This is a genomic window from Burkholderia guangdongensis (assembly GCF_013403875.1).
GTDB lineage: Bacteria > Pseudomonadota > Gammaproteobacteria > Burkholderiales > Burkholderiaceae > Burkholderia > Burkholderia guangdongensis.
On record NZ_JACBNX010000020.1, the window covers coordinates 104,520 to 118,266 of the forward strand.

The 13,747-nt window shown below is 65.0% G+C and carries 17 protein-coding genes, 1 tRNA gene and 1 pseudogene; 4 read left to right on the forward strand and 15 right to left on the reverse strand.

From position 1 onward, the window contains the following. Positions 1 to 32 precede the first annotated feature (32 nt). On the reverse strand, positions 33 to 1,340 hold the full coding sequence (gene urtA, locus HZI36_RS19820) for an urea ABC transporter substrate-binding protein (RefSeq protein ID WP_179404362.1): 1,308 nt from the start codon (positions 1,338 to 1,340) through the stop codon (positions 33 to 35). A gap of 312 nt (positions 1,341 to 1,652) precedes the next feature. On the opposite strand from urtA, the pseudogene HZI36_RS19825 reads away from it, so the two are divergent. Continuing rightward, positions 1,653 to 1,782: pseudogene (locus HZI36_RS19825) on the forward strand (aminotransferase class III-fold pyridoxal phosphate-dependent enzyme); the annotation flags it as partial. Positions 1,783 to 1,888: 106 nt separating this feature from the next. Here the strand turns inward: HZI36_RS19825 and HZI36_RS19830 are convergent. The 4 genes from HZI36_RS19830 to hemN form a co-directional block, all read right to left on the reverse strand. Continuing rightward, the gene (locus HZI36_RS19830) at positions 1,889 to 2,212 is read right to left on the reverse strand and encodes a rhodanese-like domain-containing protein (protein WP_179404363.1); all 324 of its coding nucleotides are present in this window, start codon (positions 2,210 to 2,212) and stop codon (positions 1,889 to 1,891) included. A gap of 8 nt (positions 2,213 to 2,220) precedes the next feature. Continuing rightward, on the reverse strand, positions 2,221 to 2,874 hold the full coding sequence (locus tag HZI36_RS19835; RefSeq protein WP_179404364.1) for a protein-L-isoaspartate O-methyltransferase family protein: 654 nt from the start codon (positions 2,872 to 2,874) through the stop codon (positions 2,221 to 2,223). A gap of 131 nt (positions 2,875 to 3,005) precedes the next feature. Further along, positions 3,006 to 3,263: a hypothetical protein gene (locus HZI36_RS19840; RefSeq protein ID WP_179404365.1), complete on the reverse strand. Its 258-nt coding sequence runs from the start codon at positions 3,261 to 3,263 to the stop codon at positions 3,006 to 3,008. A 71-nt stretch (positions 3,264 to 3,334) separates the two neighbouring features. After that, positions 3,335 to 4,732: an oxygen-independent coproporphyrinogen III oxidase gene (hemN, locus tag HZI36_RS19845; protein WP_179404366.1), complete on the reverse strand. Its 1,398-nt coding sequence runs from the start codon at positions 4,730 to 4,732 to the stop codon at positions 3,335 to 3,337. Positions 4,733 to 4,905: 173 nt separating this feature from the next. Here hemN and HZI36_RS19850 point away from each other — a divergent pair, with 173 nt between their 5' ends. Then, positions 4,906 to 5,226, forward strand: coding sequence for a YkgJ family cysteine cluster protein (locus HZI36_RS19850; RefSeq protein ID WP_179404367.1), 321 nt, complete (start codon positions 4,906 to 4,908; stop codon positions 5,224 to 5,226). A gap of 92 nt (positions 5,227 to 5,318) precedes the next feature. After that, on the forward strand, positions 5,319 to 5,900 hold the full coding sequence (locus HZI36_RS19855) for a DUF1439 domain-containing protein (protein WP_179404368.1): 582 nt from the start codon (positions 5,319 to 5,321) through the stop codon (positions 5,898 to 5,900). 120 nt (positions 5,901 to 6,020) lie between these two features. Here HZI36_RS19855 and trmB read toward each other — a convergent pair whose 3' ends face one another. Beyond that, a complete protein-coding gene (gene trmB / locus HZI36_RS19860; protein ID WP_179404369.1) occupies positions 6,021 to 6,779 on the reverse strand; it encodes a tRNA (guanosine(46)-N7)-methyltransferase TrmB in 759 nt (252 codons plus the stop codon). A gap of 161 nt (positions 6,780 to 6,940) precedes the next feature. Continuing rightward, positions 6,941 to 7,015 (reverse strand) — tRNA-Gly (locus HZI36_RS19865). A 167-nt stretch (positions 7,016 to 7,182) separates the two neighbouring features. Between HZI36_RS19865 and HZI36_RS19870 the strand changes: the two genes are divergently transcribed. Beyond that, positions 7,183 to 7,527 (forward strand): cupin domain-containing protein, encoded by a 345-nt coding sequence (locus HZI36_RS19870; protein ID WP_179404370.1) that lies wholly within the window; start codon positions 7,183 to 7,185, stop codon positions 7,525 to 7,527. A 226-nt stretch (positions 7,528 to 7,753) separates the two neighbouring features. On the opposite strand, the gene HZI36_RS19875 is transcribed toward HZI36_RS19870, so the two are convergent. From HZI36_RS19875 to infA, 8 genes are all read right to left on the reverse strand, one after another. Beyond that, complete coding sequence (locus HZI36_RS19875) at positions 7,754 to 8,407, reverse strand: GDSL-type esterase/lipase family protein (protein ID WP_179404371.1); 654 nt, start codon at positions 8,405 to 8,407, stop codon at positions 7,754 to 7,756. Between the two features lie 46 nt (positions 8,408 to 8,453). Then, positions 8,454 to 9,131, reverse strand: a complete 678-nt coding sequence (locus tag HZI36_RS19880; protein ID WP_179404372.1) for a DUF4336 domain-containing protein — start codon at positions 9,129 to 9,131, stop codon at positions 8,454 to 8,456. A gap of 187 nt (positions 9,132 to 9,318) precedes the next feature. Beyond that, complete coding sequence (locus tag HZI36_RS19885) at positions 9,319 to 10,968, reverse strand: S8 family peptidase (protein ID WP_179404373.1); 1,650 nt, start codon at positions 10,966 to 10,968, stop codon at positions 9,319 to 9,321. A gap of 921 nt (positions 10,969 to 11,889) precedes the next feature. Then, positions 11,890 to 12,087: a hypothetical protein gene (locus tag HZI36_RS19890; protein ID WP_218884106.1), complete on the reverse strand. Its 198-nt coding sequence runs from the start codon at positions 12,085 to 12,087 to the stop codon at positions 11,890 to 11,892. An 18-nt stretch (positions 12,088 to 12,105) separates the two neighbouring features. Beyond that, positions 12,106 to 12,318: a 30S ribosomal protein S21 gene (rpsU, locus tag HZI36_RS19895; RefSeq protein WP_179404375.1), complete on the reverse strand. Its 213-nt coding sequence runs from the start codon at positions 12,316 to 12,318 to the stop codon at positions 12,106 to 12,108. 34 nt (positions 12,319 to 12,352) lie between these two features. Beyond that, a complete protein-coding gene (locus tag HZI36_RS19900) occupies positions 12,353 to 12,562 on the reverse strand; it encodes a hypothetical protein (RefSeq protein ID WP_179404376.1) in 210 nt (69 codons plus the stop codon). Positions 12,563 to 12,609: 47 nt separating this feature from the next. Continuing rightward, positions 12,610 to 12,894, reverse strand: a complete 285-nt coding sequence (locus tag HZI36_RS19905; RefSeq protein WP_179404377.1) for a hypothetical protein — start codon at positions 12,892 to 12,894, stop codon at positions 12,610 to 12,612. Positions 12,895 to 13,242: 348 nt separating this feature from the next. Continuing rightward, the gene (infA, locus tag HZI36_RS19910; protein ID WP_179404378.1) at positions 13,243 to 13,509 is read right to left on the reverse strand and encodes a translation initiation factor IF-1; all 267 of its coding nucleotides are present in this window, start codon (positions 13,507 to 13,509) and stop codon (positions 13,243 to 13,245) included. Between the last annotated feature and the right edge of the window lie 238 nt (positions 13,510 to 13,747).

Genomic DNA, 13,747 nt, shown 5'->3' on the forward strand with positions numbered 1-13,747 from the left:
GTCACACTGGTCGCGCGACGCCCCGGCACGCGTCACGCGAGCGCCGCGCGCTGCCGGCGCAGGAACGCCGGGATCGAGCTGACGACGTCCGGCTTGCTCTGGTTGCCCGTAATGAACGGGCTCCACGGCTGCGCGCGGATCGCGGTCTTCGTCTTCCATACGACGTTGAACTGCCCGTCCGCGCGGATCTCGCCGATCATCACCGGCTTGTGCAGATGATGGTTGCCGTCCATCGTCAGCACGAAGCCCGACGGCGCGGCGACGGTCTGGCCGATCATCGCGACGCGCACCTTGTCGACGTCGGTGCTTTTCGCCTTCTCGACCGCCTGCTTCCACATATGGATGCCGACGTAGGTCGCCTCCATCGGGTCGTTGGTCACGCGCTTCGCGCCGCCGGGCAGGTTGTTCGCCTTGACCCACGCGGCGAACTGATCCTTGAACTTCGTGTTCGACGGGCCCTTCACCGACATGAAGTAATTCCACGCGGCCAGATGCCCGACGAGCGGCTTCGTGTCGATCCCGCGCAGTTCCTCCTCGCCGACCGAGAACGCGACGACGGGCACGTCGGTCGCCTTGATCCCCTGGTTGCCGAGCTCCTTGTAGAACGGCACATTCGAGTCGCCGTTGATCGTCGACACGACGGTCGTCTTGCCGCCCTGCGCGAAGTTCTTGATGTTCGCGACGATCGTTTGATAGTCGCTATGGCCGAACGGCGTGTAGACCTCCTGAATATCGGCGTCCTTCACGCCCTTCGACGCGAGGAACGCACGCAGGATCTTGTTCGTCGTGCGCGGATACACATAGTCGGTGCCGAGCAGGAAGAAGCGCTTCGCGCCGCCGCCCTCGACGCTCATCAGGTACTCGACGGCCGGAATCGCCTGCTGGTTCGGCGCGGCGCCGGTATAGAACACGTTGCGCGACATCTCCTCGCCTTCATACTGCACCGGGTAGTAGAGCAGTCCGTTCAGCTCCTCGAACACCGGCAGCACCGACTTGCGCGACACCGACGTCCAGCAGCCGAACACGCACGCGACCTTGTCCTGCGTGAGCAACTGGCGCGCCTTCTCGGCAAAGAGCGGCCAGTTCGACGCCGGATCGACGACGACCGGCTCGATCTTGCGCCCCATCACGCCGCCGTTCTTGTTGATGTCGGCGATCGTCATCAGCGCGGTGTCTTTCAGCGATGTCTCGGAGATCGCCATCGTGCCCGACAGCGAATGGAGAATGCCGACCTTGATCGGGCCCGTGCCCGCATCCGCGGCCTGCGCGAACGGGCTTTTGCCCGCGAGCGCGAGTGCGCCGGCCATCGATCCGAACTTCAGCAGACTGCGACGTTTCATCGAGTTCCCCTTGACGTTGTTGGATGTGCGCGCGCCACGACGGCGTCGAACGGGCCTTGCTCACGCAAGGCGCGTGCCAACGGCCGCGCCGCCGTCGCACCGGCGTTCGCGCGGCGTGTCCGGATGCGACGGCGCGGTGCGCGTGCCGCATAAAGCGGCATCGATGAGTCGCCGCGGTGCGCGAACGCCTGCGCGGATGCTGCACGGTTGTGCATCCCCGTTTCGGTGCCTGCAGTCGAACTTTGGGTTATCGGCCGGCGCATCCTCGACGGCACCGTGGGGCTCCGATGCGTGAACGCGGGCCACTGCCGCGACGAGGTGATCGCCGGCTGGGGGGCGGCTCGGTGCGCCGTTCGCGGCGACGTACTTCAACGTGACGCCGGATCCGCTGACGATGACGAAGGGGGCGAACAACGCGGCGGTGCCGATGGGCGCGGCTGCGCTGAAGGAAACCGACTAGCGGGGAAGGGGAGTGGACGCGGGCGCGCGATGATGCGCGCCCGCCGTCGGGCTGAGTAGCGGGCTGAGTAGCGGGCCCAGTAGTGGGCTTAGTAGCGCGGCACGGACGGATCGACGTCGCGCGACCACGCGTCGATACCGCCCTGCAGGTTGTAGAGCTTCGTGAAGCCGCGCGATTCGAGGAACATCGCGACCTGCGCGCTGCGCATGCCGTGATGGCACACGCAGACGATCTCCGCTTCGTCGTCGAGCTCTTCGCTGCGCGCGGGAATCTGCTGCATCGGGATCGTCACGCTGCCGGCAATCTGCGCGGTCGAGATTTCCCAGGGCTCGCGCACGTCGAGGACGACGGGCTTCGCGCGGGACGCGTCGGCGAGCCACGCGGCGAGCTGGGGAGCGGTCAGGATCTGCATCGCGGCGCTCAGAACTTGAAGCGCGACGGCTCGATCGCGTTGACGAGGTGATCGACGTAGGTTTCGAACACGTCCGCGACGCGGTACTGCTTCTCGTCGAGGCGCGTGATCACCTGTGCCTTCATCACCGGACGGCCACCGACGAACGCCGACAGGCGACCGCCGACCTTCAACTGCTCGAGCAGCTCCTGCGGAACCGCCGGCAGGCCGCCGGACACGCAGATCACGTCGTACGGCGCCTTTGCGGACCAGCCGCGCGAGCCGTCGCCGACGACGACCTCGACGTTCGTCACGCCGTCGTTGCGCAGGTTATCCGTGGCGAGCTGCGCGATCGCCGGATCGATGTCGACCGCCGTCACGTGATGGCCGCGATGGGCGAACAGCGCGGCCAGGTAGCCGGAGCCCGCGCCGATCAGCAGCACGCTCTCGTGTTTCTTCACCGCCAGGTCCTGCAGCACCCGGGCCTCGACGCGCGGGAACAGCATCTTGTGGCCGCCCGGCAGCGGCAGCTCGATGTCCGCGAACGCGAGGTCGCGGTACGCGGCCGGCACGTAATGCTCACGCTTGACGATCGACAGCAGGCCCAGCACTTCCTGATCCAGTACGTCCCACGGGCGGATCTGCTGTTCGATCATGTTGAAACGGGCTTGTTCGATATTCATGGTGTCATGCAGCCTGGTCGGCCATCAGCGATGGGATAAATAAACTTTCGAATTGTACCAAACGGGGCGGCCGGCTAGGTGCGGCCGGCTCGGCGTCCGGCAAGCCTTCAGGAAGCCTGCAGGCGGTTCGCTCAGCGCTTGCTGCTCTTGATCTGCGCTTCGAACGCGAGGTCGAGCTTGCTCGCCTTGCGGGGCTTTTTCGGGCCGAGTTCGTCGACGAACGCGACGAACTCGGCGAGCGGCAGCGGCTCGCAGCGCTTGTCCGGCGTGCCGCCCGAGCGGTCGACCAGATAGAACAGATCGCCCGGCACGGCGACCGCCGCGAAGTGGGGGTTGCCGGAGCGGGTTTTCAGGCGTTCGACCGCGTGGATCGCTTTGGTGGTGCGCATGGTCGGAATGGGCGGGGACGTGGAGGCCGACACTTTAGCAACAACCGGGCGCGCTTGCCTGCCGGCGCGTGTCAGACGGTTTGCGAGTAACGCGCGGCCGGCGCGCCGGCGAGGGTCGCGTCGAACGCCATCGCGACGTTGCGCACGACGAGCCGGCCCGCCGGATGAATCGTCAGACGATCGGCGCCGATCGTCAGCAGGCCGTCGCGCTCGAACGGCCGCAGCGCGTCGAGCTCGCGCGCGAAGCGTTCCGCGAAACGGATCCCGTACGCGGCCTCGAGCGGCGCGTACGGCAGCACCGCGTTGCACATGATCTGCATGATCACGTCGCGGCGCAGCCGGTCGTCGACGGACAGCCGCACGCCGCGCGCGATCGGCAGCCGGCCCGCGTCGAGCGCCGCGCCGTACGCGGGCAGTGCCTTTTCGTTCTGCGCGTACACGTCGCCGACCTTGCCGATCGACGACGCGCCGATGCCGATCAGGTCCGCATCCGCACGCGTGCTGTAGCCCTGGAAATTGCGTTGCAGCGTGCCGTTGCGCTGCGCGTGCACGAGCGCGTCGGACGGCCGCGCGAAGTGGTCCATCCCGATATACACATAGCCGGCCGCGGTCAGCACGTCGATCGCGAGGCCGAGCAGCGCGACGCGGGCGTCGGGCGGCGGCAGCGCGGCGGCGTCGATCCGACGCTGCATCTTGAACAGTTGCGGCAGATGCGCGTAGCCGAACACGGACAGCCGGTCCGGCGCGAGCTCGACGATCGTGTCGAGCGTGCGGCCGAAGCTCGCGACCGTCTGGTGCGGCAGCCCGTAGATCAGGTCGACGCTGACCGAATGGAAGCCGGTCGCGCGTGCGGCGGCCAGCAGCGACGCGGTCATGTCGAGCGGCTGCAAGCGGTTGATCGCACGCTGCACCGCCGGATCGAAATCCTGCACGCCGAGGCTCAGCCGGTTGAAGCCGATGGTGCGCAGATGCACGAGCGTGGCCGGCGTGACCGTGCGCGGATCGATCTCGATCGAGAATTCGGCGTCGGCGTCCGCCGCGAGCGTGAAGTGCTCGCGGGTCGCGGCCATCAGCTCGGCCGTCTCGTCGTCGGACAGGAAGGTCGGCGTGCCGCCGCCCCAGTGCAACTGCGTGACCGGGCGCGCCGGGTCGAACAGCGCGGCCTGTAGCCGCATCTCGCGCTTGAGCTGATCCAGATACGGGCGGGCGCGCCGGTGGTTGCCGGTCGCGATCCGGTTGCAGCCGCAGTAGAAGCATGCGGTATCGCAGAACGGGATGTGGACGTACAGCGACAGCGCGCTCGCCGACGCGCCCGGATCGCGCGCGGCGCGCACGTAGTCGGCGGGGGCGAAATCGTCGCGGAACTGCGGTGCGGGCGGGTAAGACGTGTAGCGCGGGCCGTTCGCGCCGTACTTCGCGAGCAGATCGGGGCGGAACAGGGCGTTGGCGGAACGGGTGGCGGAATTCATCGCGGGCTTGCGTGGTCGAATGCGATTGAAGAATGCGGTCGAGGGATGCAGTCGAGTATAGAGACGCCCGTGTCGTCAGCATTGTGTAATAACGTCGCAGCCGGCGATGGCACAATGCGGAGTGCGGCGGCCGCGCGCAGGGTGCGGCGCCGCATTTCGTTCGAGAGAGTCGAGTGTCTGACGTCAAATTTGCCCGTGCGGCGCCGGGCGACGCGGCCGAGCCGCACGCGTGCCGGGAAGGGTGCGGCGCGTGCTGCATCGCGCCGTCGATTTCGAGCCCGATTCCGGGCATGCCCGACGGCAAACCGGCCGGCGTGCGCTGCGCGCAGCTCGGCGACGATCTGCGCTGCCGGATCTTCGGCCGGCCCGAGCGGCCCGCGTGCTGCGCCGGGCTGCAGCCGCAGCAGCCGATGTGCGGCGCGTCGCGCGACGATGCGCTCGCGTGGCTCACCCGCCTCGAAACCGCGACCGCGCCGTCGCGTGATGCACGTTGAAGCATTAACTCGGGTCGACATCCAGTCGACCGCTTTTGCATGAGATCGGAGTAAGCGCTAACGCGCCGACGCCGGTCGACAGGAGAATCAGCATGACCGCAAGTCGCGCGCCGGGCCGGCGCCGCTTCCTCGTCGCATGCGCCGGCGTCGCCGGCCTCACGGTGTCGCTCGCCGCGTGCGCGTGGACGTTCCCGTTCATCCCCAATCACTACACGTTCTCGCGCGGCGACGTGCAGAAGGCCGTCGGGCGCAAGTTTCCGTACGAGAAGACCGTCGCGCAGGTCGTCGACGTGTCGCTCGTGAACCCCGTCGTCGGACTGCAGCCGGACCGGAACCGCATCGCGGTGCAGCTCGATGCGCATTTCGCGAGCCCGCTTCTCATCCAGCCGGTCAACGGCCGGTTCACCGTGTCGGGCCAGCTCGCGTATGACGCCGCGAGCCGCTCGGTGCTGCTGAAGTCGCCCGCCGTCGACAGCCTGACCCTCGACGGCGACGCGCAGGCGTACACGCAGCAGATCGGCGCGGCCGCCGGCGTGCTCGCGACCCAGCTGCTGACCGACTACCCGGTGTACACGTTCAAGCCCGAGCAGCTTCAATTCGCCGGCGTGAGCTACGAACCCGGTACGATCACGGTCCTTGCAAACGGCGTACGCGTGGCGATCGTCGAGAAGTGACGCGCCGCCGCGCGGCCGGACGGGCCGCGCGCACCCAGGCCCGCTTGGTACCGGATCGGATTCGGAATGCTCGTGCTGCTCGCCGGGTACGGCGGATGGATCGACCGGGCGTGAGCGGGCTCAGGCCGCGCGCTTGCGGAACACGAGATCCCAGACGCCATGGCCGAGCCGCAGCCCGCGCCGCTCGAACTTCGTGACCGGTCGATAGTCGGGGCGGGGCGCGTAGCCGTCGGCGGTGTTTTCGAGCGCCGGATCGGCGCCGAGCACGTCGAGCATCTGTTCCGCGTAGTTCTGCCAGTCGGTCGCGCAGTGCAGGTACGCGCCCGGCTTCAGGCGCGACGCGAGCAGTGCGACGAACGGCGGCTGGATCAGCCGGCGCTTGTGATGGCGCGCCTTGTGCCACGGATCGGGGAAGAAGATATGCACGCCGTCGAGGCTCTCGGGTGCGAGCATCCGTTCGATGACTTCGACCGCGTCGTGCTGGATGATCCGGATGTTCGGGAGATCCTGCTCGCCGATCAGCTTCAGCAGTGCGCCGACGCCGGGTTCGTGCACCTCGACGCCGAGAAAGTCGTCCGTGGGACGGAATGCGGCGATCTCGGCGGTCGTCGCGCCCATCCCGAAGCCGATCTCGAGGATGCGAGGCGCGGCGCGGCCGAACACGGCGCGCCAGTCGGGCGTGTCGGGCGAATACGGGACGACGAAGCGCGGGCCGAACTCGTCGAGCGCGCGGCGCTGGCCGGTCGACACGCGGCCGGCGCGGGTCACGAAGCTGCGGATGCGGCGACGGTGGAGCGGGTTGGGTTCGCCGGCGATGTCGTCGGGGGTGGCGGCGTCGTGCTCGGGCAGGCCGGCTTCGTTCTGATCGTCGTGCATCATCGGTGACAGAGAAAGGCTCGTTTGCGGGCGGGGCGCGCGGAAAGGACGCGAGGCCGGCGGCGCCCGATACAAAAAAGCCGCCTGCGACGAGGCGGCTGGCGCGCGCGGCTGCGATGCAGCCGGCAAGCGGAGCGGGCAGTGGACGGTTCGCCGTCGAAATCTGGAGCGGGCGATGGGAATCGAACCCACGTCATCAGCTTGGGAAGCTGAGGTAATGGCCATTATACGACGCCCGCAGAACTGATAATTCTACAGGGTTTGACGTGGGGATGGCAAGCGCTGGCAGCGCGCTTGCAGGCGAGTCGGTGTCGAAAATAGACGAATCGGTGTCGGACGCATACAAGCCCCGGTAACGCTTCCGAACTAACGTGACGGACCACTTATCCGATCGTTTGGAGCTGACATGTCCGATTTCATCACCGTTTTGCGCGAAACCTGCCCGACCCCGGTCCTTGACGCGACCAAGTGGAAGCGCATCGGCGGCGATCCGCACACCGTGAACCTCAACGCTTACGTCTCCAAGGACGGCGGCAAGATCATGGGCACCTGGATCTGCACCCCGGGCAAGTTCGAGGTGAACTACGAGAAATGGGAGTTCTGCCACTTCCTCGACGGCTACTGCATCATCACGCCGGAAGGCGAGGAGCCGGTGCACCTGAAAGCCGGCGATGTGTTCGTGATTGAACCCGGCATGAAAGGGACCTGGGAAGTGGTGGAGACGGTGCGCAAGTACTTCGTCTTCGCCTGAGCGGGCCTGTAGATTCGACCACGCATATCGTCGTCGTCCGGATACCTTCCCGGTTCGCGGCCTCTATCATCGCGGCCCTTGCATGTTGCAGGGGCCCATACACATTAAAAACAAGAACGCCACTATGTGACATTTCTTTCGGAAATCTTAGTAAGGCATCTGCCGGATTGTTGCAACGCGCCAGCGCACTGCAATCGTGATCGTCCGCGAGCGTCGACGTCAGTTATCAATCCGGGGAAAGACGCTTGCAGATCACCTGTTCGACCACCGGGCGGACCGCCTGTGCAACCAGACCATATCCGGCAGGCGTCAGATGCTGACCATCGGGTTGGCGTTCCTCGCGTGGAACCAACTGGTTCAATTCGTTGATCATCGGCACATTGAGTTGCGCCAGTGCCTCCTGCTTCACCTTTCCGGCGCTAAGCACGACGCTGATCTTGCGTGCCTGTAGCCGCTGAACGATCTCGCCGATGTTCTTCTCCACATCCTCAATGCTCAACGCGCCGTGACGGTGAGTCGAATAGGCATCGTTCCCGCCCGGCTGGAAAATCACGATATCAGTGCCATCCGGAACCGCGCCATTCAGCCGATCCAGTTCTTCAGGCGTGGTGATGCCACTCACCCCTTCGTTCTTGACGGTCGCCGTATAACCATCGGCAATGAGCAATTTTTCGAGCTGCGCCGGATAAGCATCGCTGCGCGGCAGATTCTTGCCGTAGGTATTGCTTCCCCCGAATGCCACGATGCGCACAAGGTGCCCCGCTGCTGCCGCGCAGGGTTGACCGCCTGCTACGGTCTGGGATGCCACGTCCTGCCCCCAGGCTTCAGGTGCAGACAGGCAAAGCATCGCGATCGCGAACCCAATGACATGTTGTCTCATCGATCCCTCACCCCGTCGCCCGCTCGGGCTGTAATCGCCATCGCACTCAAAGCCATGCCATGCCTTGCCGGACCGAGTCGTGCGCGTTCTCGGTCAGCGGATCGCCATGGGCAAGCGCCACACGCTCGAAAGGCCACGCCAGCAGTTTGTCGATGCATGCGCGGGCAACCTGTCTGTCCCGATAGACCACGCGAAGCAGCGGATGCCAGCCGACGTGCCCGAGGACGCCGCCCATGCGCAGGTAGTTCCGCGTCAGCCAGTGCGGCGAATGGTGGAAGTTCTCGACCAGGTCGCAGGCAATCAGCGTGCGCGTGGCCGGGTGGTAGAACACCGTCTCTCCCAACAGGCAGCCTTCGATCGTCAGCAACTCGAGATCGTCTTGCCACTCCGGATGCGGCGTTTCCGTCAGCATCGCGCCGAAGCGCAAATCCCTGCGCTTGCGTTGCAGGGCGGCCGGGCCGTGCAGCAAGGCTTGCGGATACGCGGCGGCGGCCTCGGCCGCATACATGTGGTGAAACAGGTTCGGGCAGACGATGTGCGCGACTTCCCCGAGCGCATCGATTTCGGACCGCAGCGTGCTTTCCAGCGGCACCGGCGAATGAAGCAGCAGCCTGCCCGACGACAGTCGGATGACCGTCATGCGTGTGCCGACCTGCAGACCGATGAAAGAATGCGGGGCCGATGCGGTCCAGATATCCGTCGCAAATGAATGAAGGGCAGACATCGCCAAATCCGACAATGTTCGAGTTGTAAACATTGTCGGTCGCGCCATTTGACACCGTCAAATAAGTGGAAACCCCCTGAAACGAGGTGGCGGCGTCGCCGGATGTCTGGCCAGAAACGACAGACGGCGCGACGGAAACCCGTCGCGCCGTCATCGGCCTTTGTCTCGCGCAGGCCGTGATGCAGCCTTACTGCGTCGCGGCGACCACCGCGCCATACGCATTCAGGATGCCGGTGCCGGGCGGCTTGGCCTGCGTGCACTGTTCGGTCGGGTCCGTCACGGTCGACGCGTGCGCGCTGTCCCGCAGCTTCTCGAGAACCTGCGGCGGCGTCAGCGCGGGATTGCGCGCCAGCATCAGCGCCGCCACCCCGGCGACCAGCGGCGTCGCGAAGCTCGTGCCGTCGGCGCTCGCGTAGCCGTCCTGGCCCGGCCCCTGCTGGCCGTCATTCCACGTCGACATGATGCCCACGCCGGGCGCGCTCAGCGTGACGTCCGTGCCGAAGTTGCTGAACGACGCCCGCGAGCCGTCCTTGGCGGTCGCCGCGACGGCGACCACGCCGCGGCAATTCGCCGGCTGATCCAGCGACGTCGTGTCCCCGCTGTTGCCGGCGGCGGCGATGACGCTCACGCCCCGCGCGGTCACGTCGTCGATCGCTTGCTGCATCGTCACGCTGCAAGGTCCGCTGCTGCCGAGACTGAGGTTGATGATCTTCGCCGGCGTCGGATTCGGCGGCACGCCGTCGATCGGCATGCCGGCCGCCCAGCGCATCGCGTCGGCGATGTCGGTCATCGAACCGCCGCACTTGCCGAGCACGCGTATCGGCTGGACCTTGCCGAGCCACGACACCCCCGCGATGCCATGTCCGTTGTTCGCGCTCGCGCCGATCAGGCCGGCGACGAGCGTGCCGTGCCAGCTGCTGTTGCTCGGCCCGGATGCGCATTGATAGTACGGGCTGGTCGGGTCGTTCAGTTCCTGCTGCGTGACCCAGTCGCCCGGATCGGTCGCGTCCGGCCCGCGCGCGCCGCCGTTGTTGCTGGTGGCGGCGTTGGAGATGAAGTTGTAGCCCGGCACCAGATTGGCGGTCAGGTCGTGATGCGGGCGGTAGCCGGTGTCGAGCACGGCGACCACTTCGCTCGACGAACCCGTGGTCAGGTCCCAGGCTTGAGGCACCTCGGCGCCGGCGTTCGGGTCGGTCAAATACCACTGGTGGGAAAAGCCGGGATCGGTCGCGACCTCGCGGATCGACATGCGACTATCGGGCTCCGCATATTTGACGTCCGGGTCGGCGGCGAATGCGTTGGCGAGCGCTTTCGCGTCCGCGGCCGACAGACGCTGCCCGAGCGCCACCACGGCCGCGCCGCCGGACATCATGCGCTCGAGCTTCACGGCCGGCGCCGAAACGGCGGCGAACGCATGCGCGGCCGGTCCGCTCGCATTGCCGGACGCGCTCATCACGCGCTGAATGACTGCCTGAACGCGCGCCTGGTCGCTGACCTGGGCCATCGCCTGCCCGGGCGTCGTGGTCGAGCGTGGCTGCAGCATGACGACCATGTGATCGCTCGGCGGCTCCACTGGCGCCGCGCTCGCCGTCTGGCAAGGATTGCCCTCGGCCGGCCCTTCGACGATCTGGTCGGCGGTCGTGCCGATGTCCGAGGCGGAATCGGGCCCGGAGGCGGTGGTTCCAGCGCTGCCGCCGCCTCCACCTCCGTCACCGCCGCCTCCGCCACAGCCGGCAAGCAGAAAAATCGCAATGGAAAACGCGCTCGCCAGCTTGAGCGGCTGGCGGAGCGCCGCTCCGCGGGAATGGCGGCGGCCCTCAATATTCTTGGTATACATGGTCGATCTCCAGTCAGGTGGCAGGCAATTCATATGCTCGCGTGCGTCTTGGCAGTCCGCGCGGCGCCAGGCTTATTGGCGTCGTCGACCGGTGCGGTGACGGAGCCATTGCGATCGAATTACCGTGTTGGAGATTCGTGCGACGGCCACTCACCAACGCAACCCGACAGCCGGTGCCATTTTCATAAAACGCATTTCATCGGCACGGCAGGGATCGGCGAGCATATGGCCGAAAGATAAATCAATTGCCAATAATTACTGGCCTTTATTTCAAATATACAAGATATTAAATTTACCTAAACAAATTCTTTCTTGAGCATTACTATCGATTGGAGCCTGTTCGCGCACATGGCCGATACTATTATTTCCGCGACGCATTGAAATCGGGTGCAACGTATATCTCAACTTGTCAGGTGCGGGTGAATTTAGGCAAGCACATGAAAATAAAGAGGTTTTTTATATTTATTGGCCCGGCTCAATGATTGATGGGGAGATTTCAATACTCGATGCGTTGCGGTTTTTTAAAATCGCGACATTTCAATGGTTGGCTGAATGGGGTGAAATAAGGACGGCCGTACAACATTATGGTCGTCGGCTTTTTTTACATTCTTCGACATTTTTGAATGATTCCGCGCTCGCCGAAAAACAGAAACCCGCCGAAAAGGCGGGTTTCTTCATTACATCGAACGGGTGCCGTCGAACAAAATGGATGATCGACTGCACCTCGAGGCGGACAACTCGATGCGCATGGTTCGCCTGACACAGAACGCATTGGCGGTCAGACGCTTACACGCGCCGACACCTGGCGTGATGAGCGCCGCGCTGGAAGCGTAGGCGTTCTTGAAGATCGCGGGGCAGGAGGAAGGACGGGATAGGGCGAGGAAGGCGTTGTCGATGCCCGGGCGTGCGCCGGCCGCTCGCTCATCCCTGGATACTGAGCGCTTTTTCGAGCGCGGCAATCAGTTTGAATGCGTCGTCCCGACCGATCAGAAAACCGCGGTTGGTGTATTCGCAACCGAAAGCATAAAAGCTCGGCAGAAGCGTCACCATGCCTTTCTGTTGATCGAAATCGACTTCGCATTTCGTCAACGGGAAGAACGGCGGAGCTTCCGTCTGCATGTTGGGCACGACGGCCTCCTAGTACATTTTGCGGGGCGGCAACATGCGCTTCGCACGCAGGCGCTGCCTGGCCACGGCGCTGGCTTTTTTCCGCTTGCGCTCCGCCGTGGGTTTTTCATAGCTGGTGCGACTGCGCAACTCCCGGATCAGGCCTGTTTTCTCGATGTCTCTTCGGAATCGCCGCAGCGCGACGTCGATCGGTTCGTTGGCCTTGAGTGTGATGGTGGTCATGTAGATCCTGTTTTGCAGCGTTTGAGAGGAAAAGCTAGCCGAGTTGTGTCATGACGGCACTCGCGATCCCGTCGGACTCGAATTCCGAATATCCGGCTCCGATCGATAGCGCGCGTACCGCAGCGAACATCTGCAACTCTTGTTGATGGGACTGCGCCGAATCGGCGATTCCAGTGGGCAGGGCGGTGCCGGTCCAGGTGACTGCGCGTCGCCTGATCAGGTCGATAAGTTCGTCGACGATCATTTCGTTCTCCACATTGTTGGTAGATCGAATTGCCGTGGCGAGACGCGTCAGGGCATGTCGGAAAAGAAGCCCTGTTTGCCGCGATTGTCGTCGATGATGTTCTCGGCATAGAGCAGCGAAGCACGACGCGCATCACCGGCGGTGCCAAACGGCGGGCACTCGAGCAGTCTGAATGTCTGGCTTTGCGTCAGGGTGTCGGTGGTGCCGCGAAGGCAAATCTTCACTGCGGCGTCGAAGCCGGCGTCGTAGTTATGCGGGGAACCATTCTGCGCCGGTACGTGAGGGTAAATCAGTGGATAAATCTCGAATCCACGGTAGAGATGCATGCTCATGACGAACTCCTGGGTTCGGTCGCAACGAATCGCGCGCGGACGAACGCATCCCGTCGGTATCGCCTCTGCGTGGCGCGACGGGGGGTGAAAGGGGCAACAATACGTGCGGGGAAGGACGCGACGCAGTAGAGGGCAGATGGAGGGCGAGCAGCCAGAGGAAAAATGAGTGCTCGGTTGGGTTCATCATACGCGCATCGTGCGCCGAGCGTCCATCTTATTCCGGGCTGCGCGCAAGGGCGCGTGGGACGCGGCGGGCGGGCGCGCGAGGGCGGGTGGGGTTGGGGTGCGTCGGACGGAGGGGCGCGCGATCGATTCGTCCGTGCGTTCATCGCGCCGGGCGCGATCCGGCTAGCGTCGAACGAATCGCCTTCCGGTCGACGGGGCCGATGCCCGTTCGTCCTTGTGGCGGTAGTTGATGCGGCCCTTGGTCAGGTCATAGACCGACAGCTCCAGCCTGACCCGATCGCCGGCGAGGATCCTGATATGGTGGCGGCGCATGCGCCCCGACGCGTAGGCGGCGACGACCGCGCCGTTCTCCAGCGTCACGCGAAACCGGCTGTCGGGAAGTACTTCATCGACGACGCCGTCTAGTTCCAGCAACTCTTCTTTTGCCAAACCAATTCTCCAATCAACGTGATTGACCGCATTCGCCGGCGACGCCGTCGTGGCTGCAGGGCTGCGATGGCTTCCGCACGATGCGGACTGGCGGTCATGAGGCGCGCTTGCGGCGTCGCTTGCGCGATGCGATGAGCGGGGCGTCCAGCGATGTGCCGCGAGAGGGAGCGGACGGGAGCGCCGCGCCTTCGATGCGGCGTGCATCTGCACCTTGCTTGCTCGACATCCGATGCGAAAG

Excerpts from the sequence above, each read along its gene's own strand:
- urtA (WP_179404362.1), bottom strand. The coding sequence starts at position 1,340 with ATGAAACGTCGCAGTCTGCTGAAGTTCGGATCGATGGCCGGCGCACTC.
- HZI36_RS19830 (WP_179404363.1), bottom strand. The coding sequence starts at position 2,212 with ATGCAGATCCTGACCGCTCCCCAGCTCGCCGCGTGGCTCGCCGACGCG.
- HZI36_RS19835 (WP_179404364.1), bottom strand. The coding sequence starts at position 2,874 with ATGAATATCGAACAAGCCCGTTTCAACATGATCGAACAGCAGATCCGC.
- HZI36_RS19840 (WP_179404365.1), bottom strand. The coding sequence starts at position 3,263 with ATGCGCACCACCAAAGCGATCCACGCGGTCGAACGCCTGAAAACCCGC.
- hemN (WP_179404366.1), bottom strand. The coding sequence starts at position 4,732 with ATGAATTCCGCCACCCGTTCCGCCAACGCCCTGTTCCGCCCCGATCTG.
- HZI36_RS19855 (WP_179404368.1), top strand. The coding sequence starts at position 5,319 with ATGACCGCAAGTCGCGCGCCGGGCCGGCGCCGCTTCCTCGTCGCATGC.
- trmB (WP_179404369.1), bottom strand. The coding sequence starts at position 6,779 with ATGATGCACGACGATCAGAACGAAGCCGGCCTGCCCGAGCACGACGCC.
- HZI36_RS19870 (WP_179404370.1), top strand. The coding sequence starts at position 7,183 with ATGTCCGATTTCATCACCGTTTTGCGCGAAACCTGCCCGACCCCGGTC.
- HZI36_RS19875 (WP_179404371.1), bottom strand. The coding sequence starts at position 8,407 with ATGAGACAACATGTCATTGGGTTCGCGATCGCGATGCTTTGCCTGTCT.
- HZI36_RS19880 (WP_179404372.1), bottom strand. The coding sequence starts at position 9,131 with ATGTCTGCCCTTCATTCATTTGCGACGGATATCTGGACCGCATCGGCC.
- HZI36_RS19885 (WP_179404373.1), bottom strand. The coding sequence starts at position 10,968 with ATGTATACCAAGAATATTGAGGGCCGCCGCCATTCCCGCGGAGCGGCG.
- HZI36_RS19890 (WP_218884106.1), bottom strand. The coding sequence starts at position 12,087 with ATGCAGACGGAAGCTCCGCCGTTCTTCCCGTTGACGAAATGCGAAGTC.
- rpsU (WP_179404375.1), bottom strand. The coding sequence starts at position 12,318 with ATGACCACCATCACACTCAAGGCCAACGAACCGATCGACGTCGCGCTG.
- HZI36_RS19900 (WP_179404376.1), bottom strand. The coding sequence starts at position 12,562 with ATGATCGTCGACGAACTTATCGACCTGATCAGGCGACGCGCAGTCACC.
- HZI36_RS19905 (WP_179404377.1), bottom strand. The coding sequence starts at position 12,894 with ATGAGCATGCATCTCTACCGTGGATTCGAGATTTATCCACTGATTTAC.